Origin of the sequence: Novosphingobium sp. UBA1939, from assembly GCF_002336885.1 — a bacterium.
Taxonomy (GTDB): Bacteria; Pseudomonadota; Alphaproteobacteria; order Sphingomonadales; family Sphingomonadaceae; genus Novosphingobium.
Window position 1 is genome coordinate 209,094 of sequence record NZ_DDFB01000137.1, and the last position, 17,432, is coordinate 226,525.

At 61.5% G+C, this 17,432-nt stretch carries 16 protein-coding genes; 4 read left to right on the forward strand and 12 right to left on the reverse strand.

Features of this window, described 5'->3' with window-relative positions:
- Genes B3547_RS18685 through B3547_RS18715 form a run of 7 tightly spaced genes read right to left on the reverse strand, consistent with a single transcriptional unit; the run spans window position 1 to window position 6,461 of the window.
- The gene (locus B3547_RS18685; RefSeq protein ID WP_292965732.1) at window positions 1-1,611 is read right to left on the reverse strand and encodes an NAD(P)/FAD-dependent oxidoreductase; all 1,611 of its coding nucleotides are present in this window, start codon (window positions 1,609-1,611) and stop codon (window positions 1-3) included.
- Complete coding sequence (locus tag B3547_RS18690) at window positions 1,604-3,154, reverse strand: polyamine aminopropyltransferase (RefSeq protein WP_292965735.1); 1,551 nt, start codon at window positions 3,152-3,154, stop codon at window positions 1,604-1,606. The genes B3547_RS18685 and B3547_RS18690 overlap by 8 nt, the downstream gene beginning before the upstream one ends.
- Complete coding sequence (locus tag B3547_RS18695; protein ID WP_292965738.1) at window positions 3,147-3,356, reverse strand: DUF350 domain-containing protein; 210 nt, start codon at window positions 3,354-3,356, stop codon at window positions 3,147-3,149. The genes B3547_RS18690 and B3547_RS18695 overlap by 8 nt, the downstream gene beginning before the upstream one ends.
- Before the next feature lie 29 nt (window positions 3,357-3,385).
- Complete coding sequence (locus tag B3547_RS18700) at window positions 3,386-3,529, reverse strand: hypothetical protein (protein WP_292965741.1); 144 nt, start codon at window positions 3,527-3,529, stop codon at window positions 3,386-3,388.
- Between the two features lies 1 nt (window position 3,530).
- Window positions 3,531-4,790 carry a DUF4178 domain-containing protein gene (locus B3547_RS18705; protein WP_292965744.1) on the reverse strand — a complete coding sequence of 420 codons (1,260 nt, stop codon included), beginning with the start codon at window positions 4,788-4,790 and terminating at the stop codon, window positions 3,531-3,533.
- Window positions 4,787-5,422 (reverse strand): DUF4178 domain-containing protein, encoded by a 636-nt coding sequence (locus B3547_RS18710; protein WP_292965747.1) that lies wholly within the window; start codon window positions 5,420-5,422, stop codon window positions 4,787-4,789. The genes B3547_RS18705 and B3547_RS18710 overlap by 4 nt, the downstream gene beginning before the upstream one ends.
- 52 nt (window positions 5,423-5,474) lie before the next feature.
- Window positions 5,475-6,461 carry an SPFH domain-containing protein gene (locus tag B3547_RS18715; protein ID WP_292965750.1) on the reverse strand — a complete coding sequence of 329 codons (987 nt, stop codon included), beginning with the start codon at window positions 6,459-6,461 and terminating at the stop codon, window positions 5,475-5,477.
- Window positions 6,462-6,756: 295 nt separating this feature from the next.
- Between B3547_RS18715 and B3547_RS18720 the strand changes: the two genes are divergently transcribed.
- Window positions 6,757-7,623 carry an energy transducer TonB gene (locus B3547_RS18720; protein ID WP_292965752.1) on the forward strand — a complete coding sequence of 289 codons (867 nt, stop codon included), beginning with the start codon at window positions 6,757-6,759 and terminating at the stop codon, window positions 7,621-7,623.
- A 412-nt stretch (window positions 7,624-8,035) separates the two neighbouring features.
- On the opposite strand, the gene B3547_RS18725 is transcribed toward B3547_RS18720, so the two are convergent.
- On the reverse strand, window positions 8,036-8,491 hold the full coding sequence (locus B3547_RS18725) for an IS5 family transposase (protein ID WP_292965928.1): 456 nt from the start codon (window positions 8,489-8,491) through the stop codon (window positions 8,036-8,038).
- Between the two features lie 271 nt (window positions 8,492-8,762).
- The gene (gene rtcR, locus B3547_RS18730) at window positions 8,763-10,349 is read right to left on the reverse strand and encodes an RNA repair transcriptional activator RtcR (protein WP_292965755.1); all 1,587 of its coding nucleotides are present in this window, start codon (window positions 10,347-10,349) and stop codon (window positions 8,763-8,765) included.
- Between the two features lie 266 nt (window positions 10,350-10,615).
- Between rtcR and B3547_RS18735 the strand changes: the two genes are divergently transcribed.
- From B3547_RS18735 to rtcA, 3 genes are all read left to right on the forward strand, one after another.
- The gene (locus tag B3547_RS18735; RefSeq protein ID WP_292965758.1) at window positions 10,616-12,190 is read left to right on the forward strand and encodes a vWA domain-containing protein; all 1,575 of its coding nucleotides are present in this window, start codon (window positions 10,616-10,618) and stop codon (window positions 12,188-12,190) included.
- A gap of 625 nt (window positions 12,191-12,815) precedes the next feature.
- Window positions 12,816-14,042 (forward strand): RtcB family protein, encoded by a 1,227-nt coding sequence (locus B3547_RS18740; protein WP_292965761.1) that lies wholly within the window; start codon window positions 12,816-12,818, stop codon window positions 14,040-14,042.
- A gap of 43 nt (window positions 14,043-14,085) precedes the next feature.
- A complete protein-coding gene (gene rtcA, locus B3547_RS18745; RefSeq protein ID WP_292965764.1) occupies window positions 14,086-15,102 on the forward strand; it encodes an RNA 3'-terminal phosphate cyclase in 1,017 nt (338 codons plus the stop codon).
- A gap of 4 nt (window positions 15,103-15,106) precedes the next feature.
- Here the strand turns inward: rtcA and prfH are convergent, their stop codons facing one another.
- Genes prfH through B3547_RS18760 form a run of 3 tightly spaced genes read right to left on the reverse strand, consistent with a single transcriptional unit; the run spans window position 15,107 to window position 17,309 of the window.
- Entirely contained in the window at window positions 15,107-15,727 is a 621-nt protein-coding gene (gene prfH / locus B3547_RS18750) for a peptide chain release factor H (protein ID WP_292965767.1), read from the reverse strand.
- On the reverse strand, window positions 15,724-16,824 hold the full coding sequence (locus B3547_RS18755) for an RNA ligase RtcB family protein (protein WP_292965769.1): 1,101 nt from the start codon (window positions 16,822-16,824) through the stop codon (window positions 15,724-15,726). Before B3547_RS18755 ends, prfH begins: the two co-directional genes overlap by 4 nt.
- Window positions 16,821-17,309 carry a hypothetical protein gene (locus tag B3547_RS18760; RefSeq protein WP_292965772.1) on the reverse strand — a complete coding sequence of 163 codons (489 nt, stop codon included), beginning with the start codon at window positions 17,307-17,309 and terminating at the stop codon, window positions 16,821-16,823. Before B3547_RS18760 ends, B3547_RS18755 begins: the two co-directional genes overlap by 4 nt.
- Window positions 17,310-17,432 lie beyond the last annotated feature (123 nt).

Below are 17,432 nucleotides of genomic sequence, written 5' to 3' on the forward strand. Positions count from 1 at the left end.
TCAAACAAGGCTCTCGAAAGGTTGAGCAAGGTGGGTCAGCGCGGCCTCCGCCGCGACCACGCCGCGGTAATGCGCCTCCTCGAAGAGGGAAAGACCGGACAGGTCAGAATGGGCGAAGAGAACGGGCGGTGCTGCACCGATCGCCGCCTTGCGCGCCGGATCGGACAGGAAGCCTATGGTAGGACTGATCATGGCATGGCCCCAGCGCCAGACGTCGATTTTGTCGATGGCGCCCGCCAGATCGGGATTCATTGTCAGGAGATCGTCCGCTATCAGCTGCTGCCATGCCCGCAACGTGCGCGTCATCAAAAGCTTTCGCGCCTCTTGTGGAGCGGTTTTGGACAGGGGAAGATACCACGTCAGCACGGTTGGGCCATCGCCGCCGCTGGCCGACTGGTGCGTCGCGACGACATAACCAAGGCTGTCGCTGCCGGTCGAGACATTGTCCCAGGCAATGCCTACGCCTCGCCCCTTGGGATGCCGGTTGACGGTCACATTGGCCACGACCCAGGGCGCATAGCGAAAATGACCCTTGTTGGCATGGGCGGGCGCTACCCGCGAGGCCACAAAGTGCGGCATGGCGACGATCGCGCAAGCCGCTCTCCACCTGGTGCTGGATGCAGCCTCGTGGTCAAAGGCATCGACTACAGCCATGTCGCTCCGCTGGGAAATTGCGAACACGCTGCGCGCCGACCGGATATGGCCGGCGACTTGTTCATGCAGCAGCGAAACGAGCCGCCCATTCCCTTCTGGCCAGGTTAGTTCACGATCGCCGTCGGCACCCGCGGCCCACCCCCGGCGTGCGGCGAAATAGTGAACGCCAGCCCATGCCGAAACCTCGTCCGGTTCGGTTCCATAGTCATCCCGACAGCAATACCGCAGATAGGCACGCAGCACGGGGGAGGTGTAGCGCTGCAGATCGAGCCACTGCGCAAACGAGAGGCGGTCGAGCGCGGTATAGGCGGGGTCGGCGCTAGAATAGGCGCGGGGTATGGCAAACGCGGGTCTCCCATCCACACCCACTGCATTGCGCAGCTGCGCCATTTCGCCTGCAAAGCGATCGCGTTGGGCTGCGTCTTCGCTTGTCAGTCCGCTGGAAGGAAAGAGCCCCTCCTGCCAACTCCCCCGCCAAAGCAGGCGTTCTTCGAGATCGGCGCAGAGCTGATACGGATCGTAGACCGGGGCACCGCCCTCTTCGCCGACGATCATGCCGAACTCCTTCAGCATGTGCCGCAGAGCCACAGCCTCCTTGTTCGGGATTGGCAGATAGTGGGCGCCAAGTGGATAGGCGCTCACCTGGTTGCGGCCAGATCGTGCGTTACCACCAACGGTGTCCTCAAGCTCCAACAAAACGAAATCGTCGAAGCCGGCGGTCTTGAGCCGCCAAGCCGCGGAGAGCCCGGCCACACCGCCGCCGGCGATCACAATTGCCGCCTGCTGCTCCGCTCCGTTTGCAGGAGGAAACTTGCCGTCGCGGACAAGATGGCCGCGCTGCCAATTCGCGCCGTCGAGCGCGCCAGAGATGGATGGTTTGGCGCAACTGCCCAGAGCGAGGGTGCCTGCTCCGGCGGCGCTGACTCTCAGGAGATCGCGCCGGGTGGCATCAGCCATCGTAATGGCCCCATTCTTCGGCAAAGCTGCGGACCAGAGCCTGGTTGTCGAGGCGATTCACCGGGGTGGGGCGACGCGCCATATCGGGCGGGAAATCGAACATGCCCCGTTCGCTCGCTTGCGTCAGGAACCGAAGCCCTACCGGAAGCGCCACCGCATCCCCGGGCGGGCTGTGCGCAGCCAGTGTGAAACCCCATTCGCCGAAGCTGGGAACATAGGCGTGATAGCCGCGCGCCGACAGCCCGGCAGCTTCAAGCGTGCTTGCCACCGTCCAGTAAGAGCGCGGCGCCACCAGCGGCGACGTGCTTTGCACCGTCAGCACCCCCGCCGGGGCCAGCAGGCGTGCGACCTCGCGATAGAAACTCTCGGTATAGAGCTTTCCGAGCGAGAATTCGGTGGGATCGGGGAAGTCGATCAGGATCGCATCATAGGGCCCGGTCGCCTTTCTGACCCAACGGAATGCGTCGGTGTTGATGATGTGCATTCTGGGAGAGGATAGCGAATGCCTGTTGAGTTGGGCAAGCTGGGGCACATCCCGGAACAGGTGTGTCATCTCTGGGTCGAGATCGACCAGCGTCACTTTCGATACGCGCGGATCGCGCAGGACTTCACGTGCGGCAAGTCCGTCGCCACCACCCAGAATCAACACCTGCCGTGGGTGGGCAACGCGGCCCAACACGGGCCAGACGAGCGCCTCGTGATACCGGTATTCGTCGCGTGTCGAGAACTGCAGGTTGCCATTGAGATAGAGACGCAGGTCCTTGTCCTGCCGCGTGATGACTATGCGCTGGTAGGGCGTCGAACGGGCATAAATGACAGGCTCCCCATAGAACGCGACTTCCGACCTGCGCTGGATGTGGTCAGCTGCAAACAGGCCGGCAATGAGCGATACCAGCACGATGAGGGCTGCGACGAGATCGCGGCCAATGCCTTGCCGCGCGCGCAGGGCGAGAAGTAAGGCGACGGCCACGCCGACATTGGCCAGACCGAAGACAAAACCGGTGCGGATCATGCCCAGCCATGGCACCAAGACTAGCGGGAATAGCAAGGAGGCGATGAGGGCCCCGATGTAGTCATAAGTGAGGACGTTCGAAACGAGGTCCCGAAAAGCGAAGCGATGGCGCAAGATGCGGATCAGCAACGGGATTTCCAGGCCAACGAGGATGCCGATCGCTAGCACCAAGGCATAGAGTGCGACCCGGAAATCCTCGACGATGGGGAAGAGCAAGAAGAGCCCGGCCGCCGACCATCCACCGAGCGCGGCGATCAGGATTTCGACGCGAACGAACACCCCGATCTCGTTGTGCTGGACATGGCGCGACAGGTAGCTGCCGACGCCCATGGCGAACAGGTAGCTGCCGATAACGGTCGAGAACTGCGTTACGCTGTCGCCAAGCAGATAGCTGGCGAGTGTCCCTGCGAGCAGTTCGTAGATTAGGCCGCATGTAGCGACCACCAGGACCGATACCAGCAGGATGACGGCGAGGGATGCAGGAGAGTCTGGTTCAACCCCGCTGTCATCCCTCGTGACGGGATCAACCATGCACGGCAGCGGCGATAATGTTGGAAATCCCGATCGCCACAGCCCCGGCAAGCAGCGCCACTGCAAGGTTCTTGCGCTCGATGATCTCGCGCCAGAGCTCGCCTGGCGTCAACTTGTCGACCAGCACGAAGCTCACGATAAATATGACAATACCAAGGGCCGCATAAAGCACGGTGGCGAGGAAAACATCGAGGGTCAGCATCGGCAGCACTCCATCGTGCAAAGGGTGGACTATTTGTGGGTGGGGCCGCGATAGGCGGAGGAGACAGGTCGCTCGTCGTCGGAGAAGGGCGACCAGGCGAACCACGTCGCGATGCCTGCCAGGATGATCAGGAAGGCGCACCAAGCGGAGAAAGCGGTCAGGCGCTTGCTCATCTCAACCCCGGTGCCTCCACCACACGATCAGGCAAGGCGCGCCGAGCAGTAGGATCGCGAAAATCCAGAACGTGCCCCACGAATACCCTCCGGTACAGGCGTTGAACCACAGCGATACCGCTTCCGGCGCGCTCCATGGGTTGTTGGGATCCGCCGGATTCGCGGGCGGATCGATCGGCCAGCCATGCGCTCCGGTGTCGACGTAGACATCGTAGCTGCCGCGCGGAACGCCGGCAAAGAGTGTTTCGCCATGATGGCTGCCTTCGGTCCATGGGCCGTCGCTGTCTGACCCGGTGTAGTATTCCACGATGCCATAGGCGTCGATCGATTGCTGGGTGCGGCGGTTGACCAGGCTGTAGTCGAGATCCACCCAGCGGTTGCTGAAGTCATTGCTGTCCGCCTGAATGGTGACGAATTGCCAAGGTCGCTTCACGTCGATCGTGCCAATCTTGTGGGTCGTGGTGGCGGCGCCTACGATGACGCTGAAGCGATTGTTGGCGCACAGGCTTGGTCCGCTCATCACGTACTGGACGATCCCAATGATGAGCAGCGCGCCCAGTGCCATGAGAAACATCATCGGCAAGTCGTTTTGGTCCGTGCCCGGCGCCGAAAAGAAACCATTCCGCTTGGTCGCAAGGCCCGCCCGAGGCTTGTAGCGCTGCCTGACAGCAAATGCGTCCTCCACTTCGTGCTGGTGGACCGGTACTAGCTGGGTCCATGTGACCTCGTCCGTCGTGGTCTCGCGGGACAGGAAGTCGCTTCCGCGTTCAAAGGTCGTGCATTGCGCGCGATCCCCACGTGAAACGCGCCAGTAGAATTCGCCGAGGACGGTCGTGGTCTCGACCGTCGCTTCGTCATCGAGCGCGTATCTCTCTCCTCGCCATTCGATCGAAGCCCCTGCGCCTTCCGGCTGATCGAGCAGCATCGTGCCGAATTGCCACTCACCATCAGCAACGACCAACCAGCGGTATCCCGCATAAGGATTGAACAGGAGGTATTCTTGCCAGATCGCTCCGGAACTCCGCCGACGCAGCGCTCCGATCGCTTCCCATTCGACATCGAATAAGGTTCCACGCGTGCCGAGTTCGATGGCGAAATTGGCGTTCGCACGCTTGTAGGCGGTGATCAGCCGGACATCTTCGTGGGCCACGTCGAGCACCGACCCGCAATAACGGCAAGCCAGGGTGACGGTGTAGCCGGCAGCCCGCACCTCGATTGAACCGCCGCACGAAGGGCAAGTGACGGCGCGGGCCAGTGTCATGCCAGCGTTCCGGGCATGGTCCAGCCTTCGATCCAGCGCAGGTTCCTAGGCTGCAAACCTGCCAGATCGCTCCAGCGACCAAGCCACGCCGTCGTGCCATCATCGTCCCGCTGAACCGAAAGCGCGTCGCCGTCAGCATTGCGGAAATCGACGTTGGTCATGGTCCGGCCCGGAAGCGTCGGAAAGGGCAGATCGCCTTCGCTGCCAAGACAGGCCGTTTCCTTCACATCTGTTGCCGCGAGCCATTTGCCGCCAGCCTTCACGGTGACCCCCACGGCAATGGCGTTACCGTCGACGAAGTTCCTGATAGCAGGCACCTCCAGCACGGCGGGGTATTCGCTGGTCAGCATATACATGCCCATGGCCTCGCCCAGCCAGTAATGCCGGCCATCGTCGGCGCGCAGGAACCATTCGTTCCACGAACCATCCTGCCAACCCCAGCGCACCCGGCCAACCGCCTCGGCACTGTTGCCATCGAGGGCGAATGTCGTGCCGATCTGTATCGGAGAAACGTCCTGGGGTAAGCTGGCCACCGTTCCCACTGCTTCGACAACACCATCCCGCCGCCGGACGAGACTCTGGCAGTATTGGCAGGTCGAGTAAGGCAACCCCGGATCGCGCAGCGGGAGCAAAGCCCCGCAAGAGGGACAGTTCACGCTCTCCATTCCCCCGCCCCGGTTATGCTCAGCGGATCCGGCTGAGCAGCTCGGCCTTCTTGGCCTCGAATTCTTCCTGGCTCAAGGCTCCGATCGTCACCAGGCGGTGCAACTTCTCGATTGTCGCCAAGGGATCTTCGACTGCGGCGGAAGGTTGTACCGCGGGCGCAGCGCTGAGTCCCTGGGCCATAGCACCGCCAAGGGCGGTCGCGGCCGCCATGCCTGCGCCGATACCGGCTACTCCGGAGTCGTTACCCGCAGCCTGCTCGATGGCTTCGGCGGCTTGAAAGCGAGTGTAACCGGCAAGGTCGCCAAGCACCCGCATGGAGCTGCCCTTGTCGAGATGGGTCTGCACCTCGTCGGGTAGCGAGACACTCTCCACGTAGAATGAAAGGCAGGTAAGGCCCCACTGGGCGAATGCTTTGTCGACTTCGACCTTGATCCTGTCCGACAAGGCCTGCTGGCTGGCCGCAAGATCGAGAAAAGCGATGCCACTGCCGCCCAACGCTGTTGCCATCGCGGTCTGGATCGCGGCCCGCAACTGCGGCTCGAGCGATGCGACGGTCACGCCGGACATGGTGCCAAGCACCCTTGAGATGAAAGGTACAGCTTCGTTCACGCGGATGGAGTACGAGCCGAACGCGCGTAGCCGCAGGGCGCCGAACTCGGTATCGCGGATAGTGATGGGTTGAGCTGTGCCCCACTTGAGCCCCTGCTGTTCCTTGAGCGAAAGAAACACGACGTCAGACTTGAAAGGTGAACGGAAGCCCTTGTCCCAGTTCATTAGGTCTGAGAGCAAAGGCAGGTTGGCCGTTTCCAGAGTGTGGAGGCCTGGCCCGAAGTAGTCGGCAATCCGGCCTTCATTGACGAAGGCGGCGATCTGTCCCTCGCGCACCGTCAGCTGCGCGCCATGTTGAATCTCTTGGTCTGCAAAAGGCACCCGCCAAGCCAGCTGACCGGGTTCCTCCAACCACTCAATAATGTCGACGAACTGCTTTGTCAGAAAATCGAACATGGTCACCTGCCAGCGGGCTGCTCGCATACCCTACAGCATAATACCGCACCGACAATGCGGATGTCGAGCGAGCATAGCAGCTTGACAGGGAATGCGGGCAGCAGTGCCCGTCCTGAACAAGTTCGTTTAAGGTCCAGTGGTAAGTATGACAGGCGAAGTCAGCGTCAGGTTCCGGCGAAAGCGATCATGGCGGAGAAGCTCTGATCCGGCTTGTGAGAGCGCATTGAGATGGGCTTGAACTGTTGATAAAGAAAGCCGGAATCGAGAATTTACCGTGCCTTGATGAGTTTTGATCATGAAAATCTTTGCAGTCGTAGCTTCTATCTTAATGATTTTTCCAAATGTTGCTATGGCTCAGTCATGGCCGCAGAACACGACCTTCTGGGATGTTGGCCCCAACGGGATTGTCTCTCGGGGGGCAAATGGCTGTGCGACCTATTTTGGTAAGGCTGAAATACGATTTGAGGATGGGCGAATAATTGGTCTTAGCGTAGATGCGGCTATGACTCGAGGACGCGGAGAATTTTTAAGCGTCCAAGGAAATGCTTTGGTAGACGAGCACCAGATCCCTGCGGCTTCGGTAGAAATAGTTCCGTATACAGACCAAAGTGGAAAGATAGTTATCGACCTCCCGAGTCTCGTGCAAGATATTCAGGTTAACGTTGATCTTCATAAAACTGAGGTAGATGTAGGATCTGGTATACTCAGAATATTTTTTGGATATTCGGGGATTAAAATTAAGACTTTTGAAAATTTGCCAGAATTTCTGGTATCTGTTAAAGATGGTGGCGTACAATACTCGATGCTCAAGCGGTGTACCGTGGAGTTGGAGCGCATCAATCGTGGGTCCGGCAAGCCTGCGGTCACATCTCCCAAGCCAAAAGAGGCTGTAACAGAGATCTTTTCTGACGATGATTATCCCGCTCAGGCTGCGCGTCAGGGTTGGGAGGGTACTGCGAATGTTGAGGTGGAGGTTTCCGCGGATGGCTTGGTGAGTGGATGCAATTCGTTTGGGAAAGAGCCAATTCGTCAAATTCTTGTGATCACAACCTGCGACGTCATTTCCAAGCGTTGGCGTTTTTCGCCGGCCTTGGACGCCAAGGGACAGGCGATGCAGGCAAGTTTGCGCACATCGGTCAAATGGGCTCTCCCAAAAGATTGAAGTTCCCATTCCCAAAATAATTGGAATCCACATTAGCACTTTACAATTATTTGGTCCAGAGTGTTCGAGGCTGAGCACATTAATGTAAAGCGTCTTCTTACTAGGCGGCGTGGACAAATTTGAGCCAGTATCGAGCGGTGGCGATATGAACCATGCCAAGGAAGCTTTTGGCCGACTGATCGTATCGGGTCGCGATTGCACTGTTGATCTTGAGATGACCGCATATGCGTTCGATGCGGTTCCGTTGCTTGCAGAGCGCCCGTCATATTCGATGTTCACCCGGCGGTTGGAATGTCCGGGAATTACGGGTTCGATCTTCCGCGCGGCAAGGTTGGCGCGAATAGCGTCAGCATCGTAGCCCTTGTCCGCCAGAAAAGCATCCGGCGCCGTTCAGGCAAGTCAATCAGGTCGTCTAAGCCTTCCAATCCGCTGCTTCTCCTCCCGTTAGGTGGAAAACAAGCGGTCGTCCGAGGGCATCGGCCATGCAGTGGCTTACTGGTGAACCCGCCCCGCGAGCGACCAAGAGCGCGTCGATGAGTCCCCCTTTTTCGCCCGCTGCAGAGACATGGGCGCGAACCGTGGTGCTGTAGTGGCCGCTGTCAACCATGACCTCGGCCAAAGTCACCGCCACGCCCTCCCAGACCCCGGCCCCGCTCCATCGCCGGAACCGGTGATAGATGGTGTTCCAACTGCCATATTTGGGCGGCACATCACGCCATGGAGCACCGCACCGAAGCCGCCAGAGGATGCCATCGATGATCGAACGGTTCAGCTCTGGCGGCCTGCCTGGACCACGGTTCTTGGGCTCGATTGGTGACAAGCCCTTCAACACGCGCCATTCTGCCTCGGTGAGATCACCCCCGCTCAGACCTGCCTCTCAAAAGCAGCCTTGAATCAAGGGAAGTGCTTTACGTCAATCGCCTGCTGCCCAAGCTATCGTTACCGGAATCCGGGTTCCGTGCGAGCATTGCTACATGGAAGTGCTTACAATCCTCGTTATGATCGTTGCCGTGATCTCCGCAGCCATGACGAATTCTCCAATAGCCAATTTGTCACGCCGCCGAAGGCACCCCATGAACGGAAGGCCGCTTTGGACGATGCGATCAAATGCCGTAAACGTCAGCTATTGCGACTAAGCGTTACCCAGTCACGAGTTCCCACGTGATACCAAAGCGCGCCAGATATTTGCGCAACCGGTCGGCGTCGTTGGTGCTTGCTCGCTTGGTACGCGATGCGGCGAAAAGTCTGCGTCCGGCATCTGAAAGTGAACGGCTGGCGCGGCAGGTTTCGACAACGAAGGCGAGTTGAACGCGATCGAAGGGGTCGATGCCGGCCAAGGCCTCCTTGCCTAGCAAGCCGTCCAATTGATCAAGTGAGTCTTGTTTTCCGGTCCACGCACGCTTCAGGCGCGCGACCTCGGTGTCCACGACTTCGCTGTCGATCCGCCCTTTTGGCGAAAACGTCGCCATGCGGGTGACGCTGGCGGCAAGATCACGGAAGTTGCCGGGCCATTGCGCTTCGCCGGACATCGCGAAGGCGAGGTAGCGTTCGCGCGCTTCCTTGTTGAAGGTCACCCGTTCGCCTTCACGTTCGGCGTGGCGGTCGAGTTCGTAATCGAGGTTGGGCGCAATGTCTTCGCGGCGCTGGGCGAGCCTGGGTAGCGCGAAAGTCCACAGGTTCAGACGTGCGTAAAGGTCGTCGCGGAAGGTGCCATCAGCGACGCACTGAGCGAGATCGCGATTGGTGCCGGCGATCAGTTGAAAGTCGCTTTCCGTCTCGCGGTCGGCACCGACCGGGAGGAAACGCTTGTCCTCGATCGCGCGCAGGATCATCGCCTGCTCGTCGAGGCCGAGTTCGCCGATCTCGTCGAGGAACAGCATGCCACCATCGGCGGTGCGCAGAAGGCCCGGTCGATCTGCTGCCGCTCCGGTAAAGGCGCCTTTCTTGTGGCCGAACAGTGCCGACATCGCGCTGTCGCCGCGCAGGGTGGCGCAGTTCACTTCGACGAACGAACCGCTGACCTGCCGCTTTAGCTTCTTGAGTTCGAAGATGCGGCGGGCAAGCTGGCTCTTGCCTGCACCGGTGGGGCCCATGAGCAGGATCGGAGCGCGGGTGCGGCTGGCGACCTGCTCGATCTCGTCGATCATCGCGTTGAACGCGGCGTTGCGCGTCTCGATCCCGGACTTGAGGAACGATGTGCTTTCCGCGCTTTCGCTGGCGAAGCGGGTGGCGATGCTGTCGTAGCGTGACAGGTCTAAGTCGATCACGCTCCAGGTCCCGGCCGCATTGGGTGCGCCGCGCCGAGGCTGGGTCTGGAGCAGGCGGCCAGGAAAGTAATGTGCCTCGGTCAGCAGGAACAGGCAAATCTGCGCGACATGGGTGCCGGTGGTGATGTGGATCAGATAGTCCTCGACATCCGGGTCGAGCGGCTGCGAGCGAGCGAAGTCGAGCAGCCTGCCGTACACTTCCTCGAAATCCCAAGCGTCGGCGAAGTCGATGACGTGCCGCTCAACCAACGTCTCAGGCGAGACCGATGCAATGTCCTCGCTGACATATTCGGCGAGGCGGCGGTGTGCCGAGCCGTGGATCATGATGAAACGATCGACGCGGAGGTCCTCGTGCATGCACAGGCCAACAGAAGGCCGCCATTTCATCCAGCGGGACGGACCGAACTTGGAGGCGTCGAGCGTGGAGCCGAGAAAGCTGATGACCGTAGTGGGCTTCATGCGCTCAGGATATATAATCTTATATTCAGGGATACAATATTGGGAAATGCTGCAAAGCAATGTCGAGGGTTCAGTATCTCAAATCGGAGATAAAATGGCCTAATTACAATCTATTATAAAAATTCCTAGCGCTGTCGAGCGCAACTGGCACGCGCTCTGCAACGATATTGGCGTCGGGTCGGTCGAACAGCCCGGCACCAGCGGAACCATGAGGCGGCCGGAATGGGCCGGCCGCCTCGCAGGTCCGAAAGCTTTGGAGTTGGACTATGGCCAACAGGAATCTTTTCGCTTCGGCATTGTCGCGGTTCCTGCCGCGCGCCGACACGGTCAACCAGGCGGGTGGGGCCGCCTATGCCTATGGCCCCGAAGCCAGGCTGGCCCAGCTTGCCGCAACCGGCACGCTCGCCGATGGCTTCTACTCGAGCGCGGAGACCCAGCTCGCCGATGTCGTGCTGGCGGCCAAGGATGTCGATCCGGAATGGGTCGCCAAGTGCGCGGTCTATGCGCGCCAGTCGGGCGCCATGAAGGATATGCCGGCTCTGCTGGCGGCCTATCTGACGGTGGCCGATCCCGACCTGTCGGTGCGCGTGTTCCGGCGCGTGATCGACAACGGCCGCATGCTGCGCACCTTCGTGCAGATCATGCGCTCGGGTCAGGTTGGCCGTGCCTCGCTTGGCTCGCGGCCGAAGCGGCTGGTCCGCGAATGGCTGGAGCAGGCGTCGATGGCGCAGCTGATGCAGGCGGCTACCGGCAACGATCCGAGCCTGGCGGACATCGTGAAGATGGTCCACCCGGCTCCAGCCAATGCTGAGCGGCGTGCGTTCTATGGCTGGCTGATTGGCAAGCCATACGATGTGGCAGCGTTGCCCGTCGAGATCGCGGCGTTCGAAGCCTGGAAGCGGACGCCGCAAGGCGAGCTGCCCCCGGTGCCGTTCGAATGGCTGACCGCTTTCCCGCTCTCGTCTGAGCAGTGGGGCGTCCTTGCTACCCGTGACGGTCTTGGCCGCATGGGCTGGCAGGCGCTGCGGATGAACCTCAACACGCTGGCGCGTAATGGCGCGTTCGCGGTAGACGGGGTCACCGAAGCGGTCGCGGCTCGGCTCGCCGATCCCGCAGCGATCACCCGCGTTCGCCCGATGCCCTATCAGTTGATGGTGGCACTGGGTCAGGTGGGTGACGGTGTACCACTGGCGGTACAGGCGGCGCTCGAAAGCGCGCTCGAAGCATCGCTGGCCGGTGTGCCGAAGCTGGAAGACCAGGTCGTGGTCTGCCCCGACGTCTCGGGCTCGATGGGTTCGCCGGCGACGGGCTACCGCAAGGGTGCCAGCTCGAAGGTGCGCTGCATCGACATCGCCGCGCTGGTTGCCGCCGCCGTGCTGCGCCAGAACCGCGATGCCCGGGTGATCCCGTTCGAGCAGAACGTGGTCAGGCTGAAGCTCGATCCCCATGCCCGCGTTGCGGTGAATGCAGCGAAGCTGGCCGGGGTCGGTGGCGGCGGGACCAATGTCTCGGCTCCGCTGGCGCTCCTCAACACGGAGCGGGCGCGGGTGGATGTCGTGGTGATCGTCTCGGACAACGAGTCCTGGGTCGATCCCTCGCGGCGCGGCGCCACGGCGACGATGAACGAGTGGAACAAGCTGAAGGCCCGCAACCCGGGCGCGAAGCTGATCTGCATCGACATCCAGCCCTATGGCTCCACGCAGGCCCCGGATTCCAAGGGGGATCGCGCAGACATCATGAATGTCGGTGGCTTCACCGACGCGGTGTTCGACGCAATGGCGCGCTTTGCCTCCGGGCAGTCGCGTGACTGGGTCGAGATCGTTCAGAATACGGAGGTATGATAGAAAAGGGTCACGGCGAATGCCGGAAGGACTACATTGATAATGTCGGTGTCGCGGGTTCGATCCCCGCCTGTCCCTCGGGGCGGTAGCTCAGTTGGTAGAGCACGAATGTCTTTCCAAACCTGGTCGCCGTGACCCTTTGATGAATTTCACCGAATTGCCGTGGCGAATGCCGGTGGGACTACATGTCCCCAACCGAAGGTCCGACGAGTAAAGCGCCCCGATCTGCCATATCTCTTGCGGGAGAAGGGGTGACGGGAGATGCGGGTTCGAATCCCGCCGCCGACACGTAGCTTAAGGACCGCGTCTCGCCATCCCTTGTCGCCACGGCAACCCCGATTCACGGCGAATGCCGGGTAAGGACTACATCTTGTGACGATGCCGGTCGCGGGTTCGAATCCCGCCGGGTCCACCATGTGCGGGCCTGTAGCTCAGCGGTTAGAGCGGCGCCCCTTCGGGGGCATGTCTTTCCCACACCTCGTCGCCGTGAACACTTTCAATGCTGGCGAATGCCGGCGGGACTACATCGGGCTAGGAGGTTCGACTCCTCCACCCGGCTGAGAGCCGGGTAATGTCTCGCCAAACTTCGTCGCCGGCACCATGATGCAAGCAAAGGAGGCCGTTCATGGCCGATACGACGTTCGAGTTTCAGGCCGTGCAGGGCGGCGTGCCGATCAAGATGTGGACGCGCGGCGTACCCGTGGACGACAAGGCGCGCGACCAGCTTTCGCGCGCGGCGAAGATGCCGTTCATCTTCAAGCATGTCGCAGCCATGCCGGACGTGCATGTGGGGATCGGCGCCACCGTGGGATCGGTAATCCCCACCAAGGGCGCGGTCATCCCGGCGGCCGTTGGCGTGGACATCGGCTGCGGCATGATGGCCGCCCGCACCTCGCTGATGGCGCATGACCTTCCGGACAACCTGGAGGCTATTCGCTCGGCGATCGAGCAGGCCGTGCCACACGGGCGCGATGTCGGGCGCGGCAAGCGCGACAAGGGTTCCTGGGGTTCGCCGCCCCCGGCGATTGTCGAGGCCTGGGCCACGCTTGTCGCTCGGTTCGAGCGGATCTGCGACAAGTTCCCGCGGCTGAAGAACACCAACAACCTGGTGCACCTCGGCACGCTCGGCACGGGAAACCACTTCATCGAGCTGTGTCTCGATCAGGAGGCGCGCGTCTGGGTAATGCTGCATTCGGGTTCGCGCGGCGTGGGTAATGCCATCGGCTCGTTCTTCATCGAACTGGCCAAGCAGGACATGCGCAAGTGGCATATCAACCTGCCCGATGAGGACCTTGCCTACTTCCCGGAAGGGACCGATCACTTCGACGACTATGTCGAGGCGGTCGGCTGGGCGCAGGACTTTGCGGCCTTGAACCGGCGCATGATGATGGCCAACGTCATCGCCGCGCTTCGGGGCCAGATCGCCAAGCCCTTCGAGGCCGAGCTGGAAGCGGTGAACTGCCATCACAACTATGTGACACGCGAGAACCACTTCGGCGAGAACGTGCTCATCACCCGCAAGGGAGCGGTGCGCGCGGCCAAGGGAACGCTGGGCATCATCCCGGGCTCGATGGGCGCAAAGTCGTTCATCGTGCGCGGGCTGGGTAACCCGGAGAGCTTCGACAGCTGCTCTCACGGGGCCGGACGCGTCATGAGCCGCAACGAGGCCAAGCGCCTCGTTACGCTCGATGAACATGTCCGCGATACCGAAGGTGTCGAATGCCGCAAGGACGTGGGCGTCATCGATGAAACGCCCAAGGCCTACAAGCCGATCGAAGCCGTGATGGCCGCACAGGCCGATCTGGTGGAGATTGTTCATACGCTGAAGCAGGTGGTCTGCGTGAAGGGGTAATCCCCCTTCACGCGGGCGACCTGCCCCATCGAATGAAAGTACCATGATCACAATCGACGGATCGGAAGGCGAAGGCGGCGGGCAGATGGTGCGCAATTCATGCGCGCTGTCGCTCCTAACCGGCGAGCCGTTCCGTATCAGCAACATCCGCGCAAAGCGCTCGAAGCCCGGCCTCATGCGGCAGCATGTGACCGCAGTGGAAGCCGCATGCGTGATTTCAGGTTCGGAATGCACCGGCCTTGCTGTCGGCGGGTCCGAGCTGGAATTCCGCCCCGGCCGAGCGGTCCCCGGCGAGTATCTCTTTGCCGTTGGCACCGCAGGATCGACCGGCCTTGTACTCCAAACCGTACTGATGCCGCTCATCCTTGCCGACAGTCCATCGCGCCTCGTTCTCGAAGGTGGCACACACAACATGTTGGCGCCACCGTTCGACTTCATCGAGCGGACTTTTCTCCCGGTCATCAACCGCATGGGACCGACCGTTTCCGCACGGCTCGTCCGGCACGGCTTCTATCCGCGCGGCGGTGGACGGATCGAGGTCGACATAGTCCCGGCGCCATTGGTCCCCATAGATTGCACCACGCGCGGCGAGCAACTGGGTGTTGCCGGACACGCGGTTTACACAGGTCTGCCGTCCGAGATCGCCGAACGCATGTTGGCGCGCGCCAGGCGCGACCTGGCCGCTTGGTCCGACGACGCCTTTGTGGTGCGCGAACTCCCGGCTGAACAGGGGCCGGGCGTGATCCTGATGTTGGAGGCGCGTTACGCCAACGTCACCGAAGTCGTGAGCGGTTTCGGCCAGCTTGGCGTCCCTGCGGAAAGCCTGGCGAAGACTGCCGCTGCGCGCATGGCAGGCTACATCGCGACCTCGGCATTTGCAGGACCGTATCTCGCTGACCAATTGGTCCTGCCTTTCGTGCTGGCAAGTGGTGGCGCTTTCACGACCGTGAAACCCAGCCAGCATACGCGCACGGCTATCGACATCGCCAGGCGCTTCACGGGGCGGCGGATCGAACTGACAAGGCAGGGCGATGGCGAGCATCTGCTCTCCATCGGGTGACTGATCATGCCTTCAGCGCAAATTTGCTTCCGGTGTACGCCCTGACCGCATTGCCGCGTTCAAGCTCTTGATGGACCTGCCACTGGGATCGGCGCGCATCATCCTTGGCCTGTCCGCGCCGCTCGTCCAGCATGATCGCCAGTTTCAGCCGCGCCAGCTTGCGGTTCGCGTGCTGGGATCGCTGTTCCTGCGCTGTGGCGACAAGACCCGTTGGACGATGGGTGGCCCGCACGGCGCTGTCGGTCTTGTTGACATGCTGGCCGCCGGGCCCGCTGGCGCGCATTGCCTGATATTCGATATCGTCCTCTCGCAGGTCGCTGATGGTTTCGGGCTCCGGCGCCAGAGCCACGCCGACGAACCAGTTGCGCCGCTTGTGTGTCGGGCGAAAGGGGCTGTTGCCGATCCACAGGTTGGTGCCAATGCGTTGGGCGGCAAAGGGTGAGGCCCCATCGCCCACGATGCGCAGCAGGATCGAGGGCGACAAATCTTCCGCCCCATCGAGCAACTCGCATTCCAGCCCGATGCCCTTTGCCTCACGCGCAAAAGCACGTGCCAATTGTGCCACCACCCAGCGGCATTCCTGCGGACCTTTGCCCGCCGTGATGTGCAGGATCACCTCGCTCATGCTGCCCTCGTCTTGTAGCTGAGAAGGGGGCGCAGCTTGGCAATGACGCGGATCAGCCCTGCCTGTTCCAGATCCGTGATGACCATGCCAATGTCCTTGTACGCATCGGGCGCTTCCTCGAAAATCAGGCGGCGGTCTTCGCAGATCACATGGCTGCCAAGGCTCGTACGCTGCATATCGGCCACCTTGAAGCGGCGGGACAAGCGGGCGTGGGCATCCTTGCGACTCCACTTACGCCCCGCGCCGTGGGCCAGCGAATGGAGGGCATGATCCGCGCCATCGACAATGGGCTCGGCCAGATAGCTGAAATCCCCGCGCGAGCCGGGGATGGTCACCAGCCCCTTGTCAGCGGGGGCGGCCCCCTTGCGATGCAGCCACCCGCCTTGATGCGGGGTGACGCTGTTGTGGCAGATGTCCAGCACACAGCGCCCTTCAAGGCCAAGGCTATCGCAAAAGCGCACAGCGATGATCTGGCGGTTGAGGATGGCCCAGCCCAAGGCCGCATCGTGGTCGGACAGATAGGCTTGGGCTTGCGAGCTATTGGCCGGGATGCCTTGGCTGATGTCAGGCTGGCGATGCGCCTGCAAGACAGCCTGCCCCAGCCCACGCGATCCGCTGTGGACCATCATCCACACCCGATCCTGCGCCAAGCCCAATGCAGCAAAGCGCTCCTCATTTGCTACCGCCTCAATGCGCTGGAATTCGAAGAAGTGGTTGCCCCCGCCGATGGTACCCAGCGCAGGACTGACCAAACTGGGCGGCAATCCGGCCTCGACCAGAGCCGCGGCGCCATCGCCCGCCCAAGGCCCATCCAGTCCGTGCAACTTGCGCTCTACCGCGCCGAGCCGAAACTTGCGCAAAGGCAAGTCCGTCTCCCACAGCGCCATGCCACAGCCTATGTCGCTGCCCACCAAATGGGGCCAGATGTGGGTAGGAGACCAAAAAGCCGCGCCCACCGCGATGCCATTGCCGGCATGGAGATCGGGTAGTCCGACGACGCGCGCCATGCCGCCATAGCGCGCGCAGGCGTCGAGTTGGTCCAGCGCTAGAGGGTCGAAACGCGAGGGATCGGCGGCGATCAGAGTTATGTCGCTCATCGCAGGCCTCCCTTGCCGTGGATCTGTCCCGCGGCCAGCCATGCCTCAAGTTGCTTCATATCCTTGAGGATGCCGTCTCGTGGATCAACAAACAGCTCCCGTCGGCGGAACCACTGGCCATTGTGGCCAAGAACCTGCCCCTCGAACATCCACTCGCCGCCACGCCCGATCGAGATACGCGTCAGAACGAAGTCCTCAATATGCTGGCGCACGTGCATTTTGACGGTGCTGCCTGTGTCGAGGCTGGCGCAAATCTCGCTGAAGACGGCGTCCCAGCGGCGCCCGCGCTGGCGGCGCAAGTAGCGCAGCAGCGGGGCAAGGTTTTCGTTGAGCATCTTGGTGTAGGGCGCACCGATGCGAACATGGCGCTTGAGCCCGATATGCTTCGTGTCGGCGTGAGGCATCCTTTTCAGTTTGGGCGAGGCAGCGTGCCGTGCGCCCCAGCGAGGGCGTTCGACAATCACCTTGAACATGTCATCGCGCATGATTCACCTCCCCAAAGAGAGGAGCGACGACGGCAAAAAATTTGGGAAAATCAGCGGCGCGAAGGCCGCGGAAAGCAATCAGGCGAGACGCGTCGCCCGTGAGAGAATTGCCCATGCAATCTG